Source organism: Methylobacterium sp. WL8, from assembly GCF_008040045.1.
In the GTDB taxonomy this organism is placed as follows: domain Bacteria; phylum Pseudomonadota; class Alphaproteobacteria; order Rhizobiales; family Beijerinckiaceae; genus Methylobacterium; species Methylobacterium cerastii.
This window is the reverse complement of record NZ_VRVF01000019.1, coordinates 32,444-48,873: the sequence shown is the minus strand read 5'-3', so window position 1 is coordinate 48,873 and position 16,430 is coordinate 32,444. Positions and strand designations below refer to the sequence as shown.

The following is a 16,430-nucleotide window of genomic DNA, read 5'->3' as shown; positions in this document are numbered from 1 at the left end:
CCCCGTGACATCCGCTTCGAACTTGCGCGCGCGCCTCGCGGCGTCGCTCCTGGCGCTCGCCTGCGTCGTCGCGACGCCCGCAGCCGCACGGGAGGCGGCGCGGCGTCCGGAGCGTCCGCGCCCGGTCCAGACCGTCGAGCCGCCGCCGCCGTCCGAGCCGACGGGCGCGTGGACCTCCGGGACCGCGCCGGCCGATTGCACCCGCGCCCGGCGCAAGCTGTGGCAGCCGGAGCAGGGCTGGATCGTGAAGACCATCACCACCTGCCACTGACGCAGCCGTCATCGACTCCTCTGTAATCGTTCGCTCGTCGAGCCTCGCGGGTTGCCTCCGGTTTGGGCGTCCGCGCCCGACCGCATGCCGCCTAGGCATCGTTGCCGCGAATCCCGGCATCCAGTGCCCGCGGCTTGGCCGTTTCCCTCAGTCTTCGTCGGCTGCGCCGCAGGCCTTCAACGGGGGGCTGCGCCTGGCCAGGCCGCCCCGCCACGTCTGGCACGTTTGCTGCTTTTCCGGAGATCGCCGCGCGGCGCGCGGCACGCTGGGCAACGAAGCCTCGCAAAGCGGACGGTGTGAGTCCGGTTCCTCCGGCATGAGCGGCGGCGCGAAGGCGCCCGCTCGATCAAGACGAGCACCCACGATGGCCTCCTTCAAGACCGTAATGAAGTCGGGACACCCCCCGACGCTGTTCGCCGCCTTCCTCTACTTCGACTTCTGCTTCGCGATCTGGGTCCTGAACGGCGCCATGGGGCCGTTCATCACCGAGACCTACAAGCTGTCCCCGGCCCAGACCGGGTTCATGATCTCGCTGCCGATCCTCGCGGGCGCGATCATGCGCTTCCCGCTCGGCGTCCTCGCCCAGTATATCGGCCGGAAGAACGCCGCCATCACCGAGATGGGCGTCATCATGCTCGCGATGGCCTACGGCTTCTTCTTCATCTCGACCTACAACGACGTGCTCGCCATGGGCGTGCTGCTCGGCATCGCGGGCGCCTCGTTCGGCGTCGCCCTGTCGCTCGGCTCGGGCTGGTTCCCGCCGGAGCACAAGGGCCTCGCCATGGGCATCGCCGGCGCCGGCAATTCCGGCACCGTGCTCGCGGTGCTGTTCGCGCCGCCGCTGGCCCAGGCCTACGGCTGGCAGGCGGTCTACGGCTTCGCCGGCTGCGTCATGGCCATCCCGCTGATCGTGATGATCGTGCTCGCCAAGGAACCGCCGGACCTCGAGCACCAGTCGTTCAAGGACCACATCTCCTGCCTGTTCACCAAGGACGGCTGGGCCTTCTCGCTGATCTACGTCATCACCTTCGGCGGCTTCATCGGCCTGTCGAACTTCCTGCCGACGTTCTTCTACGAGCAGTTCGCGGTCACGAAGGTCGAGGCCGGGCGCCTGACCATGCTTGCGGCCTTCATGGGCTCGGGCATCCGCATCCTCGGCGGCTACTTCGCCGACCGGATCGGCGGCATCGCCGTGCTGTCGGTGGTCCTGCTCGCCTCGATCGCCTCGTTCCTGGCGCTCACCGCCACCCCGTCGCTGGCCGCCACCACGATCCTGTTCATGCTGTGCTTCGCGGCGCTCGGCGCCGGCAACGGCGCCCTGTTCCAGCTCGTCCCGCTGCGCTACCCCACCAACACCGCGGTGTCGGGCTCGATGATCGGCGAGATCGGGGCGCTCGGCGGCGCGATTCTGCCGAACGTGATGGGCTTCTCGAAGCAGTACACCGGCGCCTTCGCCACCGGCTTCGTCGTCTACGCGGTCTTCGCCGCCGTGGTGCTCGGCTGCCTGTTCCTGTGGCAGCGCAAGTGGGTCGGCGCCTGGGTCGGCCCGCGCGGCAAGGTGCTCGATCCCTCAGCGACGCCCGCCCAGGCCAGCGGAATGCGTCCCGTCACGGCCTGACCGGCCTCTCATGATCGAACGGGAAACGGGGGCTTCGGCCCCCGTTTTCGTTCGTCCGGCGACCTGATGGGCCGGATGCGAACGAGGCTTGCCCGGCGTAGCCCGGCTTCCGACCCGCCACCCGTGCAGGCGGATCGTGCGGGCGGAAAACGCCTGATTCCTAACACCCGTGGTTGCACTCCGGCATAGGCCGAGCGTACTGAATACGTAATGCGAAACGCCGCACCCGGTCGCCGAGGCCAGGGTGACGGCGCGGACCGCCACAAGGCGGCTGCCAAGAACGCTGCGCAAGAACGCCGTGCCGGAGGATCGACGCCATGATCAAGCGCCTGAGCGCCACGAACAGCGTGCTGTTCCTGCTCTGCCTGATGTACTTCATCACCTATCTCGACCGGGTGAACATCGCCACCGCGGGCGCCGTGATCATCAAGGATCTCGGCATGTCGAACACGCAGTTCGGCCTGATCCTCTCGGCCTTCGCCTACCCCTACGCGATCTTCCAGGTGATCGGCGGCTCGGTCGGCGACAAGTTCGGCGCGCGGCGCACGCTCCTGGTCTGCGGATTGATCTGGGCCACGGCGACGATCCTCACCGGCTTCGTCGGCGGCCTCGTCAGCCTGTTCCTCGCCCGCGTGCTGCTGGGCTTCGGCGAGGGCGCGACCTTCCCGACCGCGACCCGCGCCATGCAGAACTGGACGGCGCCGGGCCGTCGCGGCTTCGCGCAGGGCATCACCCACGCCTTCGCGCGGCTCGGCAACGCCGTGGCGCCGCCGATCGTCGCCTTCCTGATCTACCATTTCGGCTGGCGTTCGAGCTTCGTCATCCTCGGCGCGATCAGCTTCGTCTGGGTCGTGATCTGGTACCTCTATTTCCGTGATGACCCGTCCGACCACAAGGCGATCACCCAAGCCGAGCTCGACCAGCTGCCGCCGCCGCGCAAGGTCGGCGCGAAGCAGTCGGTGCCGTGGGGCGCGCTGACCAAGCGCATCCTGCCCGTCACCATCACCTACTTCTGCTACGGCTGGACCCTGTGGCTGTTCCTCGGCTGGCTGCCGAGCTTCTTCAAGCAGAGCTACGGCCTCGACCTGAAGAACTCGGCGCTGTTCGCCTCGGGCGTGTTCTTCGCCGGCGTCGTCGGCGACACGCTCGGCGGCGTGCTCTCGGACCGCATCTTCGAGAAGACCGGCAACCTCAAGCTCGCGCGGCTGTCGATCATCGTCGTCGGCTTCCTCGGCGCCGCGGCGAGCCTGACGGGCGTGTTCTTCACCCGCGACCTCACCTATGTCGCCCTGCTGCTCTCCTCGGGCTTCTTCTTCGCCGAGCTGGTCATCGGCCCGATCTGGTCGGTGCCGATGGACATCGCGCCGAAATTCGCCGGCACCGCGAGCGGGCTGATGAACACCGGCTCGGCGATCGCCGCCATCGTCTCGCCGATCGTGTTCGGCCTGATCGTCGACATGACCGGCGATTGGACGCTGCCGTTCGCCGGCTCGATCGGCCTGTGCCTGCTGGGTGCCGCCACCGCCTTCACCATGCACCCCGAGCGCCCCTTCGTGGAGCCGGCCGAGGCCGGCGGTATCCCGCCCGTCGCGGTCGCGCCGGTGCGCTGAGGCGGATGGCGATGGTGGACGCACGACGCGAAGGCCCGCTTGCGGGCGTAAGAGTGATCGAGCTCGCCCACATCATGGCGGGCCCGGTCTGCGGCCTGATGCTCGGCGACATGGGTGCCGAGGTGATCAAGGTCGAGAAGATCCCCGGCGGCGACGACACCCGGCGCTCGGTGCCGCCGTCGCTTCACGGCGAGAGCGCCGCCTACATGATGATGAACCGCGGCAAGAGCGGGCTGGCCCTCGACCTCAAGAGCGAGGCCGGCAAGGCGGTGCTCCACCGGCTGCTGGCCGACGCCGACGTGCTGATCGAGAACTACCGCGCCGGCACGATGGAGAAGCTCGGCCTCGGCTACGAAGCCCTGCGCGCGCGCCATCCGGCGCTCGTCTACTGCTCGCTCTCGGGCTTCGGCCGCTCCGGCCCCTACGCGGAGCGGGCCGGGTTCGACCTCGTCGCGCAGGGCATGAGCGGGCTGATGAGCGTCACCGGCGCCGGGCCCGGCGAGCCGCCGATGAAGTGCGGGCCGCCGGTCACCGACATCACCGCCGGCATCCTCGCGGCGATGGGGGTGCTCGCCGCCTACACCCACCGCCTCAAGACCGGGCAGGGCCAGGTGGTCGACACCTCCCTGTTCGAGGCCGGCATCACCCTGACCTACTGGCAGTCGGCGATCGCCATGGCGACCGGCGTGGCGCCGGGGCCGATGGGCTCGGCCCACCCGCTGAACGCCCCCTACGAGGCCTTCGAGACGCAGGACGGTTGGATCACCATCGGCGCGGCCAACCAGACCAACTGGCTGCGCCTCCTCGACGTGCTCGGCGCCGACACGCTCGCCGCCGACCCGCGCTTTTCGCTCAACGCCGGACGCATGGAGCACCGCCTCGCGCTGGCCGAGGCGCTCGCGCCGTACTTCCGGGGCGACACCTCCGAGGCGTGGCTCGCGCGTCTGGAGGCCGGCGGCGTGCCGGCCGGCCCGGTGCTCGACGTGAACCAGATGCACCGCGATCCCCACACGCTGGCCCGCGAGATGGTGGTCTCGGTCGAGCACCCCCGGGCAGGGTCGATGACGACGCTCGGCCTGCCGGTGAAGTTCTCGGCGACGCCGGGCAAGGTCCACGGCCCGGCGCCGCTGTTCGGCGAGCACTCGCGCGCGATCCTGCGCGGGGCCGGCTACGACGACGCGGCGATCGACGGCTTGATCGCGGCGGGCGTCGTGGGCGAGACGACGGCGTGACGATTGGATGAGGACTTCGAGCATGAGCGACGCCGCCCCGACCGATGAACTGCTGGTCTCCCAGGACGGCGCCATCGCCCGCATCGTCCTCAACCGGCCGCACGCCCGCAACGCCCTGACCTTCGCGATGTACGAAGGCCTGGTGACCCAGTGCCTGCGGATCCAGGAGGACGTGTCGGTCAAGGCGCTGGTCATCACCGGGGCCGGCGAGAAGGCGTTCGCCGCCGGCACCGACATCGCCCAGTTCCGCAGCTTCGAGACCGCGGAGGATGCGCTGGGCTACGAGCGCTTCATGGACCGGGTGCTCGGCACGCTGGAGCGGATGCGGGTGCCGACCATCGCCGCCATCGCGGGCGCCTGCACGGGGGGAGGGGCGGCGATCGCCGCCGCCTGCGACCTGCGCGTCGCCACGCGCGACGCACGCTTCGGCTTCCCGATCGCCCGCACGCTCGGAAACTGCCTGTCTCAGGGCAACCTCAAGCGGCTGTCCGACCTGATCGGCCCGGCGCGGGTGAAGGACATCATCTTCACCGCCCGCCTCGTCGGCGCCGAGGAGGCGCTGACCATCGGCCTCGTCGGCGAGGTGGTGGCGGACGCCGCAGCGCTCGCCGCGCGCGCGACCGAGCTGGCGACGCTGGTCGCCGGCCACGCGCCCCTGACGATGCAGGCCACCAAGGAAGGCCTGCGCCGGCTCGCCGAAGAGGCCACCGCCCCCGAGGGCGAGCCGCAGCCCGGCGACGACCTGATCCTCAGCTGCTACATGAGCCGCGATTTTCGCGAGGGCATGGAAGCGTTCTTGGGCAAGCGCGCGCCGGATTGGCAGGGGCGGTAGCGGCGCGAAGGGGCGCCCTTTCCCTGCGCCACGCCTGACACCTTCCACCTCGCACGACCGCCCTCACCACCGCTTCGGCTACGCCGCCGCTCCCCCGGTTGCACGACGGGGTGCAGCCGGGCCTCTCCCCGCCCGCGGGGAGAGGGGAGGAGGGGCGCGCTACCGCGTGGACGGCAGCAGCAGGTCGGGCAGCCACAGGGCGATGCCCGGCACGAGGCACAGGATCAGGATCGCCACCGCCATCAGCACCACGAAGGGGAGCGTCCCCCAGATGATGTCCGAGAGCGGGATGTCGGGGGCGATGTTCTTGATGACGAAGATGTTGAGCCCGACCGGCGGGTGGATCAGGCCCATCTCCATGGTGATGGTCATCACCACGCCGAACCAGACCAGGTCGAAGCCCGCGGCCTTCAGCGGCGGCAGGATGATCGGCGCGGTCATCAGGATGATCGAGACCGGCGGCAGGAAGAAGCCGAGCCCGATCACCAGCCCGAGGATCGTCACCAGCAGCACCCAGGGGGAAAGCTGCATCGCCACGATCGCGGCGGCCGCCGACTGCGAGATGTGCAGGTAGCTCATCACGTAGGCGTAGAGCAGCGACATGCCGATGATCAGCATCAGCATGGTCGACTCGCGCAACGTCGCGGTGAGGATCGGGCTGACGTCCTTCGGGCGCCAGACGCCGTAGATCACCGCGATCAGGCCGAGCGCCAGCAGGCCGCCGAGGCCGGCCGTCTCGGAGGGCGTGGCGTAGCCGCCGTAGAGCGCGACCATCACGCCGGTGAGCAGCACCACGAAGGGCAGCACCCGCGGCAGCGTCTCGAAGCGCTGGCGCATGCTGTAGGTGTCGTCCGCCAGGATCGGCGACTGGACGCCGCCGCGCTCGTAGGCGGCCTTCGCGGTGGCGTACTCGGCGCGGAAGCGGAACACCGCCCAGGCCGCGAACAGCCCGACCAGCAGCAGCCCCGGCCCGATGCCGGCCAGGAACAGGCGCCCGAGCGACTGCTCGGCGGCCACCGCGTAGAGGATCATGGTGATCGAGGGCGGCAGCAGGATGCCGAGCGTCCCGCCGGCCGCGATGATGCCGGCGGCGAAGCCCGGCGAGTAGCCGCGCTTGCGCATCTCCGGGATGCCGGCCGAGCCGATGGCCGAGCAGGTGGCGGGCGAGGACCCCGCCATCGCGGCGAACAGCGCGCAGGCGAAGACGTTGGCGATGCCCAGCCCCCCCGGGATGCGGTGCATCCAGGCGTGCATGGCCGAGTAGAGGTCCTGGCCCGCCTTCGAGCGCCCGATCGCCGCGCCCTTCAGGATGAAGAGCGGGATCGAGAGCAGGGTGATCGAGGCCATCTCCTCGTAGACGTTCTGCGCCACGGTATCGAGCGAAGCCGCCGGCATGAAGACGAACATGAACGCCAGCGCGACGAAGCCGAGCGCGAAGGCGATGGGGATGCCGGCCAGCATCGCCGAGAGGGTCGCCCCGGCATAGAGGAAGCCGATCGCGGCGGTGCTCATCGGGTGATCCTCGCGGTGTCGACGGTGTCGCCCATCGGGTCCGTGCCCCGCGGGGTCACGTCCGGCCGTCCGTGCATGTCTGTGTTCAGGTCGGCGCCGAGGCCGACCTTCGGGGCGACCCAGCCGGCGGAGTTCGGACCGTAGGTGAGGGCCTGGACGATCTGCACGGCGAACTGGATGCCGAGCAGGCTCATGCCGACCGCCATCAGGGCGTAGGGGATCGCCAGCGGCGGGCCCCAGCTCGATTGCGAGACCTGGCCGTCGACGTAAGCCTCGTGGAACAGCGTCCAGCTCTTCCAGGCGAAGAACACCACGAAGACGAAGCTGATCACGTCCGCCATCAACAGGCGGGCGCGGTTGACCTTCGGCGACAGGAACCCGGTCAGCGCCTCGATCGCCACGTGGCCGCGCTTGGCCTGGACGGCGGCGGCCGAGAAGAAGGTCGCGCCGACGATCAGGAACACGGCCATCTCGTCCTGCCAGTCGGTCGGCTCGTGCAGGACGTAGCGGATCACCACGCTGTAGCTCAGCACGAGGCAGGCGCCGACGAGCGCGAGCCCGCCGAACACCATGATCACCCCGTTCAGGCGCTTCATCGCCCGGTCCATGACGCCGAGCGCGCCGGGGATCCGGGGCTCGGCGACCGCCTTCTCGGAGGCGGCCGAGGCCGCGTCGAAGGCGTGGCTCACGCGACCTGCTCCGCCAGCTTGAGGAGCTCGGCGCACTGCGCGTTCTTGGCCGCGTAGTCCTTCCACGCCGTGTCGCGGGCGATGTCGCGCCACTGCCCCATGGTCTTCTCGTCGAGGTTCTGCACCTTGGCGCCGGCCTTCGAGAAGACCTGCTCGACATGGGTGTCGTCGGCCTTGGCGCCGTCCTGTCCGAAGGATTCGAGCTCGGCGCCGACCGCCATGATCAGGTCCTGCTGGTCCTTCGGCAGCCCGCTGAAGATCGCCTTCGACATCATGATCGGCTCGAGCATGAACCAGTAGGAGCGCTCGCGCCCCGAGGTCAGCGCCTTCGACAGCTCCTCCAGGCGGAACGAGATCAGGCTGGTGGAGGAGGTGATGACCGCGTCGCACGCGCCGGTCTGCATCGCCGCGTAGGATTCGCTCGACGGGATCGAGAGGGTGGCCGCGCCCGCCTGCTTCATCATCAGGTCCATCTCACGCGAGCCGCCGCGGACCTTGAGGCCCTTGGCGTCGGCCGGCGCGTAGAGCGGGCGCTCGCGGCTGGCGACGCCGCCCGCCTGCCAGACCCAGGAGACCAGGACGATGCCCTTGGCGTCGAGGATCTCGGTGAGCTTGCGGCCGACCGGAGCCGCCTTCCAGGCGACGCCCTGCGCGTAGGAGGTCACGAGCCCCGGCATCAGGCCGATGTTCAACTCGGGGATCTCGCCGCCGGCGTAGGGCGAGGGGTAGAGCGACATGTCGAGCGCGCCTTTGCGCATCGCGCCGAACTGGGCGTTGGTCTTCATCAGCGACGAGCCGGGATAGACCTGCACCTCGAGCGCGCCCTTCGAGCGCTCGCCGACCGCCTTGGCGAGCTTGCGGCACATGCGATCGCGGAAGTCGCCTTCGTCGATGGTGCCGCCGGGGAACTGGTGGGAGAGCTTCAGCACCGTCGCGGCCTGGGCGGCGCCGAGGCCGAAGCGCAGGAGGGCGGGTGCGGCGAGGCCGCCGGCGAGGAGGGCGCGTCGGGTCGGCGTCATGCTGTTTCTCCCGCGTCGCACAATCGCGACTGTCTTGTTTTTGCGCTGCACAATATAGTGAATGCAACGCTTGGTATATATTGAACGGGCTCTTGTATATTTTGTCAACGCCCCTGCATAATGAGTTCTCGGGAATCGTCACGCTCGGGAATCGTCACGCTCGGGAGGCGTCCAGCGATGAGCCAGGCACAGCGCCTGCGGCAGACCATCGAGGATGAGATCGTTGCCGGCCATCTTGCCGTCGGCGCGCGCCTCGACGAGGTGATGCTCGCCGAGCGGTTCGGGGTGTCGCGCACGCCGATCCGCGAGGCGCTGCTGCAGCTGGCCGTCACCGGGCTCGTCGAGACCAAGCCGCGCAAGGGCACGATCGTCAGCGCGCCGGAGCCGCAGCACCTGCTGGCGATGTTCGAGACCATGGCGGAACTGGAGGCGGCCTGCGGGCGCTTCGCCGCGCGGCGCCTGACCCCCGACCACGAGGCGGCGCTGAAGGCGGCGCTCGCGGCCTGCGAGGCGTCGGCGGCGGCCGGCGACACCGAGGGCTACTACGCCGAGAACCAAGTGTTTCACGCCGTGGTCTACGGCGCCTGCCGCAACGCCTTCCTCGCCGAGCAGGCCCGCCTGCTGAGCCGGCGGCTGGCCCCCTATCGCCGCCTTCAGCTGCGGACGCGCCACCGCCTCGGCCAGTCGCTGGCGGAACATGCCGGCATCGTCGCAGCGATCCTCGCCGGCGACGACGCGGCCGCGGCCGAACGCCTGCGCACGCACGTGGTGGTGCAGGGCGACCGCTTCTCGGACCTCGTCGCCGGCCTGCGCTCGCTCGGCGACGCCCCCTGAGGCGGGAATCCCGTTCACCGCGTTTGCAATCGGTGCAGAGCGCTACGCAGAACAACTCAACCCAAGATTGTATTTGCTGCTACGATCCGCCTCGTCGGGATGGGCCGGTCGGAGGCGTCGATGCTCAAGCAGTTGGTTCAAAGCGCGGGTCGGAAGGCCGGCCTCGACATCTTCCGCGCGAGCACCGATCCGTTCCGGTGGAGCCACACCGTCCACGACTACTATCCGGTCATGCCGCAAGCGCGCTGGCAGCCGCAGACGCCGCCGCACAGCCGGCTGCGGGCGGTGCTCGACCAGGGGCGGCCGGACTACGCGCGCTTCGTATCCGCGCTCGAGGATCACGCTGCGCTGATCCACGACGTCGCCCACGCGCCCGACCCTGCGGACCCGACCGCGCCGTGCTGGAACAACACTTGGTTCACGGCGCTGGACGCCGCCGCGCTCATGACCTTCCTCGCCTGGAAGCGGCCGGCCCGCTACGTCGAGATCGGTTCGGGCACCTCGACCTGCTTCGCGCGCCGCACGGTGGAGCGGCTGTCGCTCCCGACCCGGATGACCTCGATCGATCCCAACCCGCGCCGGCACATCGACCGGATCTGCGACGCGGTGATCCGCCAGCCGCTCGAAGACTGCGACCTCACGGTGTTCGACACGCTGCAGGCGGGCGACGTCCTGTTCTTCGACGGGTCGCACCGGGCCTTCGCCAACTCGGACGTGGTGGTGTTCTTCTTCGAGATCCTTCCGCGCCTGGTGCCCGGCGTGATCGTGCAGATCCACGACATCTTCATTCCCGACGACTACCCGACCGCCTGGAACCACCGGCTCTACAACGAGCAATACCTGCTCGCCGCGATGCTGATGTGCGGAAGGCCGCCGTTTCGGGTCACGGCGCCGGTCACCTACCTGTGCCAGGATCCGGAATTCGCGGCGCGGGTGAAGCGCGTGTTCGCGGCGCCGGCCGGCGGCCTCGACATCCCGTTCACCTACCCGAACGACACCGGCCTGCCCGGCGCCTCGTTCTGGTTCGAGACGCGGCGCGTCGACTGATCGTCAGCCGGCGGCGTCCGCCGGCAGCTCGGCGGCGGCGTCGCCGAAGTTGGCTGCGATGACCGGCTTCTTGCCGCGGATATGCTCGCGCATCAGGTGCGAGAGCGCGGGGCCGTCGCGGCCGCGCAGCAGCTCCACCATCCGCTCGTGCTCCTCGATCGCCCGGGTCCACTGCTCGGGCGTCTGGTGGGCGGAGTAGCGCGAGCGCTGGATGCGGCCCGACAGGCTGCGGTAGATCCCCGACAGCGTCGCGTTGCGGCTCGCCGCCATGATCGCCTCGTGGATCTGGCGATTGAGGCGGAAGTACCCGGCCTCGTCGGACGCCTTCCACATCGCCACCATCGCGTCGTGGTCGGCCTGGATCGCGGCGACCTCGTCCTCCGTGACGGTGCGGCAGGCGAGGTCGGCGGCCGTCGCCTCGAGGCCGGCGATGACCTCCATCATCTCCTCGATCTCGACCTGCGAGAGGCTGGCGACGCGGGCGCCGCGGTTCGGCAGCAGTTCGAGGTGGCCTTCGGTGGCGAGGATCTTGATCGCCTCGCGCAAGGGGGTGCGCGAGATGCCGAAGCGTTCGGTCAGCTCGCCCTCGTTGACGCGGGCCTTCGGCTCCATCTCGCCGGATTGGATCAGCGCACGAATCCGGTCTGCCACCTCGTCGTGAAGATAACGTCGATTGATGCCGAGTCCGGGATCGATCTTGTTCATGCGGTCGATTTCATGCGTTCGATGCTCATCGCTGCCGAGCAGGAGGCCGACCCTGTTTAGGCGCCTCCCAAATCAGTGTCGAGGCGCCAGGGCCCGGTCGAGGACCCTGACCACATGTTCCGCCGTCATCCCGAGCCCGTCGTGGATCTGGTGGCGGCAGCTGGTGCCGTCGGCGACGACGAGGTCGTCGGGGCCGGCCTTGCGCAACGCCGGAAACAGCGACAGCTCGGCCATCGCCAGCGAGGTGTCGACCGTCTCAGGCCCGTAGCCGAAGGCGCCGGCCATGCCGCAACAGCTCGATTCGATCGGCCGGACGTCGAGCCCCGGCACGCTGCGCAGCACGCTCTCCACCGCGCCCATCGCGCCGAAGGATTTCTGGTGGCAATGGCCGTGCAGGTGCGCGACGCGGCCGCCCTGGTCGGCGAAGTCGGGCGCGATCAGCCCGGCCTTGAGGTCGGCGGCGAGCAGTTCCTCGATCAGCAGGCTCTGCTTGGCCAGCAGGTTCGCGTCCGCCCCGGGCAGCAGGGCGACGAACTCGTCGCGGAAGGTGAGGAGGCAGGACGGTTCGAGCCCGACCACGCGGGCGCCGGCCCGGACGAAGGGCAGGAGCGCGTCGAGCGTCCGGCGCGCCTCGGCGCGCGCCCGGTCGGTCTGGCCCGAGGCGAGCCACGTCCGCCCGCAGCAGAGCGGGCGCTTGCCCTTGGTCGGGAAGACGCGGTGCAGCCGGTAGCCGGCGGCGGCGAGCACCCGCTCGGCCGCCTCCAGGTTCTCGCGCTCGAAGGCGCGGTTGAAGGTGTCGCCGAACAGGATCACGTCGCGGTGCTCGCCCACCACGTCCTGCGGGTGGGCCGGCTCGCCGGCCTCCGTCCAGGGACGGCGCCAGCGCGGCAGCGTGCGCCGCGCCGAGAGGCCCGCGACGCGCTCGGACATCCGCGCCAGCGCCGGCACCCGGTCGCGCAGGTTCAGCAGCGGCGCCAGCCGCGCGGCGACGCCGGCGTAATGCGGCATCGCGCCGATCAGCCGGTCCTTCAGCGGCAGGCCGTGGCGGGCGTGGTAATGATGCAGGAACTCGACCTTCATCCGCGCCATGTCGACGCCGGTCGGGCATTCGCGGCGGCACGCCTTACACGAGACGCACAGGTCCATCGTGCGCTTCATCTCAGGCGACGTGAACGCGTCCTCGCCGAGCTGGCCCGAGATCGCCAGCCGCAGGGAGTTCGCCCGGCCCCGCGTCAGGTGCTGCTCTTCGCGGGTGACGCGGTAGGACGGGCACATCGCTCCGCCCGCGAGCTTCCGGCAGGTGCCGTTGTTGTTGCACATCTCCACGGCGCCGCCGAAGCCGCCGGCCTCGGGCCAGTCGAGCGCGGTCTCGCGCGGCGCGACCACCTGGTAGTCCGGCCCGAACCGCATCAGCGCGCGGTCGTCCATCGACAGCGGGCGCACGATCTTGCCCGGGTTCAGGCGGTTCTCGGGGTCGAACGCGTCCTTCACGGTCTCGAACGCGCGGGCGAGGCGCGGCCCGAACAGCGGCGCGATGTATTCCGAGCGCGAGATGCCGTCGCCGTGCTCGCCGGAATACGAGCCCTTGAACCGGCGCACCAGCTCGGAGGTCTCCTCCGCGATGGTGCGCATCTTGGCGACGTCGCCGCCGAGCTTCATGTCGAGGATCGGGCGGACGTGCAGGCAGCCGACGGAGGCGTGGGCGTACCAGGTTCCGCGCGTGCCGTGCTTCGTGAACACGTCGGTGACGGCGTCGGTGTAGTCGGCCAGATGCTCGAGGGGCACCGCGCAATCCTCGATGAACGAGACCGGCTTGGCGTCCCCCTTCATCGACATCATGATGTTGAGGCAGGCTTCGCGCACCTCCCAGACCGACTTCTGGCGCGACGGCTCGTGGATCTCGACCACCGCGTCGGGGAAGCCGTGGTCGGCCATGCAGGCGTCGAGGCGCTTGAGGTCGCGCTCGAGCGCGGCGAGGTCCTCGCCGGCGAACTCGGCGAGCAGCAGGCAGTTCGGCGTGCCGCGGGTGATGTCGGCCAGCGTCGCGCGAAACAGCGGGATGTCGGCGCCGAGCACCAGCACGTTGTTGTCGACGAGCTCCACCGCCACCGGGTCGAGGTCGACGATGTGGCGCGTGGTCTCCATCGCGGAGCGGAACGACGGGAAGTGGCACACCCCCATCACCCGGTGCGCCGGCAGCCGGGACAGCTGCAGCGTCACCGAGGTCGTCGCCGCCAGCGTCCCCTCCGAGCCGACCAGCAGGTGGGCGAGGTTCGGCCGCGCCTCGATCAGCGCGTCGAGGTTGTAGCCGCCGACCCGGCGCTGGACCTTCGGATACTTCGCCAGGATTTCCGCGCGCTCCGACTCGGCGAGCGCCATCATGCGGCGCGCGAGGTCTTCGGCGCGGGCCGAGCCGGTGACGCCGCCGGATTCGTTGCCCGTCAGCCCGAAGCCGAAGGCTTCCGCATCGTGGAACAGCGCCTCCAGGCCGAGCACGTTGTCGCTCATCTTGCCGAAGCGCAGCGAGCGGGCGCCGCAGGAATTGTTGCCGGCCATGCCGCCGACGGTGCAGCGGGTCGCCGTCGAGGGCTCCACCGGGAAGAACCAGCCGTCGGCCTTCACGCGGGTGTTCAGGCGCTCCAGCACCATGCCCGGCTCGACGGTGACGGTGCCGGCCTGCGCGTCGTAGGCGCGGAGACGATTGAAGTGGCGCGAGCAGTCGACCACCAGCCCCGAGCCGATCGGCTGCCCGTTCTGCGAGGTGCCGCCGCCCCGCATGATCACCGGCACCCCATGCTCGGCGGCGATCGTCAGGGTCGCGGCGATGTCGGCGGCGCTCTTCGGCAGCACCACGCCGGCCGGCACGATCTGGTAGATCGAGGCGTCCGTCGCGTAGCGCCCGCGCGTGAAGGCGTCGAACCGGGCCTCGCCCTGCAACGCCTCCGCCAGCCGCCGCGCCAGGCCGGCGCCGTTCCGCCCGGCGACGCGCGCGCCTTGCCGTGCGCCTTCCCGCGTCTCTTGCCATGCGCCTTGCCGCGTCTCTTGCCGCACGTCCTGTCTCGCACCCTGGGGCGCCGTCTCGACCGCCACCTGCTCAGCCCTCCCGACGCCCGATTCCGGTCGCCTCCGCTAAACGTATTCAAAATTCATTTTGATGGAAAGCGTGCCCGCCGCGCTTTCGCGGGACCGCGCGACCATGCACTATGGCGCCGCAACGCCGACCGGAGGCAAGCCTGCCCGTGACGATCGATCTCTACAGCGACACCCAGACGCGGCCGACGCCGGGCATGCGCGAGGCGATGGCGCGCGCGGTGGTCGGCGACGAGCAGTCGGATTCCGACCCGACGACGCGGGCGCTCTGCGACCGGGTCGCCGCCCTGCTCGGCCAGGAGGACGGGGTGTTCATGCCGTCCGGCACGATGTGCAACCTCGTCTCGATCCTGGTTCAGACCCGGGCCGGCGACGAGATCGTGGTCGACGACCAGTCCCACATCTACAACACCGAGGCCGCAGGCTCGGCCGCGATCGGCGGCGTGTCGGTGAAGGCGTTGCCGACGCCGGCGGGACTCTACACGCCCGAGGCGTTCGCGGCGGCGATCCGGCCGCCGGCCCGCACGGCGCCGCGCACCGCCCTCGTTTCCATCGAGCAGACCACCAGCTTCTCGGGCGGCTCGGTCTGGGCGCTGGCCGACATGCGGGCGATCCGCGACATCGCCCGCGCCCACGGCCTGAAGGCGCATATCGACGGCGCCCGCCTGCTCAACGCGGTGGCCGCCACCGGAATCGCGGCGAAGGACTACGCGCAAGGGTTCGACAGCGTCTGGCTCGACCTCAGCAAGGGCCTCGGCTGCCCGGTCGGCGCGGTTCTGTGCGGCTCCCGCGATTTCGTCGTCGAGGCCTGGCGCTGGAAGTACCGGCTCGGCGGCGCCATGCGCCAATCCGGCGTGATCGCCGCCGCCGGCCTCTACGCCCTCGACCACCACGTCGCGCAGTTGAGCACCGACAACGCGCACATCCGGCTGATCCACGACGCGATCGCCGACGCGCCGGGCCTGAGCTTCGACCCGAGCGCGGGGCAATCGAACATCCTGTGCTTCGGCGTCTCCGGCCTCGGCGTAACCGCCCCGGCCTTCGCCGAGGCCTGCCTCGCGCACGACGTCCGCATCCGCGCCATCGGCAGCCAGATCCGCGTCACCACCCACCTCGACGTAGATCGCGCCGGGGCGGAACGCGCGGCCGAGGTGATCCGCGCCACCGCCGAGGCCTTCGCCGAACGCCGGGCGGCGCCCGTTCGGTGAAGGTCACACTCTGACGGGGGGAGCGACACCGCGGGCTCGTCTTCGGCCCACTACAGAAGATCGGGAGGTCTGCCCCGAGCCCGTCTGGTGGATGAGGGCTTACGACAGAATTTGAGTGGGAAGCGGTAATTCAGAGACTAAGCATTGAACGCTTATTTCGCGATCCAGAGCGGGCTTTCTTCGAGAATGGACGGACAACTACGCAGGCAAGAGGCCGGCCGCGCGATAGTTGTCGATCAGGGTGTCGAACAGCGGGAGATCGGCGCGGCCCCGCGCCATGAGTTGAGCACCCGCGACGGCCGCGTAGATGGCGCGAGCCCGGCCTTCGCTGTCCGCCGCCTTCACGACACTCGCCGCCGTCAACAACTTGCTCAACCACGCGACGTTGACGTCGGCGAATGCGCGCACCTCGTGTTTCACGGTATCGGGTAGATCATCGTATTCCGCCGTCATGAAGCTGGACAAGCACATGCGGTTGTCGTTCTGCAAAGACACCCGGAAAATCTCAGGATACCGACGCAGTCCGTCCAGTGGGTCGGCCGCTTCGTCCGAGATGGCTTCGAGATCGGTGGCGATGTCTTCCCAATAACGCTTCGCGACCGCCGCTCCGAGTTCGGCCTTGCCGGGGAAGTGATAGTAGACGCTTGCGGCCTTGATCCCGACCTCGGCTGCCAAGTCGCGGAAATTCAATCCGCTGTAGCCGTGCGCCATGGCGGTTCGCTTCGCAGCGGCAAGGATCGCCTCCTTATACCCCGAACTCATC

The 16,430-nt window shown here is 69.8% G+C and carries 14 protein-coding genes; 8 read left to right on the top strand and 6 right to left on the bottom strand.

Translation table 11 applies throughout. The features are described 5' to 3' along the window. Positions 1-4 precede the first annotated feature (4 nt). The 5 genes from FV234_RS09485 (at position 5) to FV234_RS09465 (ending at position 5,563) form a co-directional block, all read left to right on the top strand. Positions 5-271 carry a hypothetical protein gene (locus FV234_RS09485; RefSeq protein WP_147828921.1) on the top strand — a complete coding sequence of 89 codons (267 nt, stop codon included), beginning with the start codon at positions 5-7 and terminating at the stop codon, positions 269-271. Between the two features lie 364 nt (positions 272-635). Continuing rightward, the gene (locus FV234_RS09480) at positions 636-1,889 is read left to right on the top strand and encodes an MFS transporter (RefSeq protein WP_147828919.1); all 1,254 of its coding nucleotides are present in this window, start codon (positions 636-638) and stop codon (positions 1,887-1,889) included. A 317-nt stretch (positions 1,890-2,206) separates the two neighbouring features. Next, positions 2,207-3,499: an MFS transporter gene (locus FV234_RS09475; RefSeq protein WP_147828917.1), complete on the top strand. Its 1,293-nt coding sequence runs from the start codon at positions 2,207-2,209 to the stop codon at positions 3,497-3,499. 11 nt (positions 3,500-3,510) lie between these two features. Next, entirely contained in the window at positions 3,511-4,731 is a 1,221-nt protein-coding gene (locus FV234_RS09470) for a CoA transferase (RefSeq protein WP_147828915.1), read from the top strand. Between the two features lie 22 nt (positions 4,732-4,753). After that, positions 4,754-5,563 carry an enoyl-CoA hydratase/isomerase family protein gene (locus tag FV234_RS09465; protein ID WP_238273105.1) on the top strand — a complete coding sequence of 270 codons (810 nt, stop codon included), beginning with the start codon at positions 4,754-4,756 and terminating at the stop codon, positions 5,561-5,563. A 159-nt stretch (positions 5,564-5,722) separates the two neighbouring features. Here FV234_RS09465 and FV234_RS09460 read toward each other — a convergent pair whose 3' ends face one another. From FV234_RS09460 to dctP, 3 genes are read right to left on the bottom strand one after another with little or no spacing between them, the layout of a single operon-like run. After that, positions 5,723-7,075, bottom strand: a complete 1,353-nt coding sequence (locus FV234_RS09460) for a TRAP transporter large permease (protein WP_147750442.1) — start codon at positions 7,073-7,075, stop codon at positions 5,723-5,725. After that, positions 7,072-7,764 (bottom strand): TRAP transporter small permease, encoded by a 693-nt coding sequence (locus tag FV234_RS09455; RefSeq protein WP_147828911.1) that lies wholly within the window; start codon positions 7,762-7,764, stop codon positions 7,072-7,074. The genes FV234_RS09460 and FV234_RS09455 overlap by 4 nt, the downstream gene beginning before the upstream one ends. Continuing rightward, the gene (gene dctP / locus FV234_RS09450) at positions 7,761-8,783 is read right to left on the bottom strand and encodes a TRAP transporter substrate-binding protein DctP (RefSeq protein WP_147828909.1); all 1,023 of its coding nucleotides are present in this window, start codon (positions 8,781-8,783) and stop codon (positions 7,761-7,763) included. The genes FV234_RS09455 and dctP overlap by 4 nt, the downstream gene beginning before the upstream one ends. Positions 8,784-8,960: 177 nt before the next feature. Here dctP and FV234_RS09445 point away from each other — a divergent pair, with 177 nt between their 5' ends. Continuing rightward, positions 8,961-9,617, top strand: a complete 657-nt coding sequence (locus FV234_RS09445) for a GntR family transcriptional regulator (RefSeq protein ID WP_147828907.1) — start codon at positions 8,961-8,963, stop codon at positions 9,615-9,617. A gap of 120 nt (positions 9,618-9,737) precedes the next feature. Further along, a complete protein-coding gene (locus FV234_RS09440) occupies positions 9,738-10,664 on the top strand; it encodes a class I SAM-dependent methyltransferase (RefSeq protein WP_147828905.1) in 927 nt (308 codons plus the stop codon). 3 nt (positions 10,665-10,667) lie between these two features. Here the strand turns inward: FV234_RS09440 and FV234_RS09435 are convergent, their stop codons facing one another. Then, a complete protein-coding gene (locus FV234_RS09435; RefSeq protein ID WP_147828903.1) occupies positions 10,668-11,369 on the bottom strand; it encodes a GntR family transcriptional regulator in 702 nt (233 codons plus the stop codon). A 72-nt stretch (positions 11,370-11,441) separates the two neighbouring features. Continuing rightward, the gene (locus tag FV234_RS09430) at positions 11,442-14,330 is read right to left on the bottom strand and encodes an FAD-binding and (Fe-S)-binding domain-containing protein (RefSeq protein ID WP_187273631.1); all 2,889 of its coding nucleotides are present in this window, start codon (positions 14,328-14,330) and stop codon (positions 11,442-11,444) included. 242 nt (positions 14,331-14,572) lie between these two features. Here FV234_RS09430 and FV234_RS09425 point away from each other — a divergent pair, with 242 nt between their 5' ends. After that, positions 14,573-15,667: a threonine aldolase family protein gene (locus tag FV234_RS09425; protein WP_147828899.1), complete on the top strand. Its 1,095-nt coding sequence runs from the start codon at positions 14,573-14,575 to the stop codon at positions 15,665-15,667. Between the two features lie 198 nt (positions 15,668-15,865). On the opposite strand, the gene FV234_RS09420 is transcribed toward FV234_RS09425, so the two are convergent. Continuing rightward, the gene (locus FV234_RS09420) at positions 15,866-16,429 is read right to left on the bottom strand and encodes a TetR/AcrR family transcriptional regulator (protein ID WP_147762285.1); all 564 of its coding nucleotides are present in this window, start codon (positions 16,427-16,429) and stop codon (positions 15,866-15,868) included. Position 16,430 lies beyond the last annotated feature (1 nt).

Coding starts and splice junctions, on each gene's coding strand:
- FV234_RS09480 (WP_147828919.1), top strand. CDS start 636: ATGGCCTCCTTCAAGACCGTAATGAAGTCGGGACACCCCCCGACGCTG.
- FV234_RS09475 (WP_147828917.1), top strand. CDS start 2,207: ATGATCAAGCGCCTGAGCGCCACGAACAGCGTGCTGTTCCTGCTCTGC.
- FV234_RS09470 (WP_147828915.1), top strand. CDS start 3,511: ATGGTGGACGCACGACGCGAAGGCCCGCTTGCGGGCGTAAGAGTGATC.
- FV234_RS09465 (WP_238273105.1), top strand. CDS start 4,754: ATGAGCGACGCCGCCCCGACCGATGAACTGCTGGTCTCCCAGGACGGC.
- FV234_RS09460 (WP_147750442.1), bottom strand. CDS start 7,075: ATGAGCACCGCCGCGATCGGCTTCCTCTATGCCGGGGCGACCCTCTCG.
- dctP (WP_147828909.1), bottom strand. CDS start 8,783: ATGACGCCGACCCGACGCGCCCTCCTCGCCGGCGGCCTCGCCGCACCC.
- FV234_RS09445 (WP_147828907.1), top strand. CDS start 8,961: ATGAGCCAGGCACAGCGCCTGCGGCAGACCATCGAGGATGAGATCGTT.
- FV234_RS09440 (WP_147828905.1), top strand. CDS start 9,738: ATGCTCAAGCAGTTGGTTCAAAGCGCGGGTCGGAAGGCCGGCCTCGAC.
- FV234_RS09435 (WP_147828903.1), bottom strand. CDS start 11,369: ATGAACAAGATCGATCCCGGACTCGGCATCAATCGACGTTATCTTCAC.
- FV234_RS09425 (WP_147828899.1), top strand. CDS start 14,573: ATGGCGCCGCAACGCCGACCGGAGGCAAGCCTGCCCGTGACGATCGAT.
- FV234_RS09420 (WP_147762285.1), bottom strand. CDS start 16,429: ATGAGTTCGGGGTATAAGGAGGCGATCCTTGCCGCTGCGAAGCGAACC.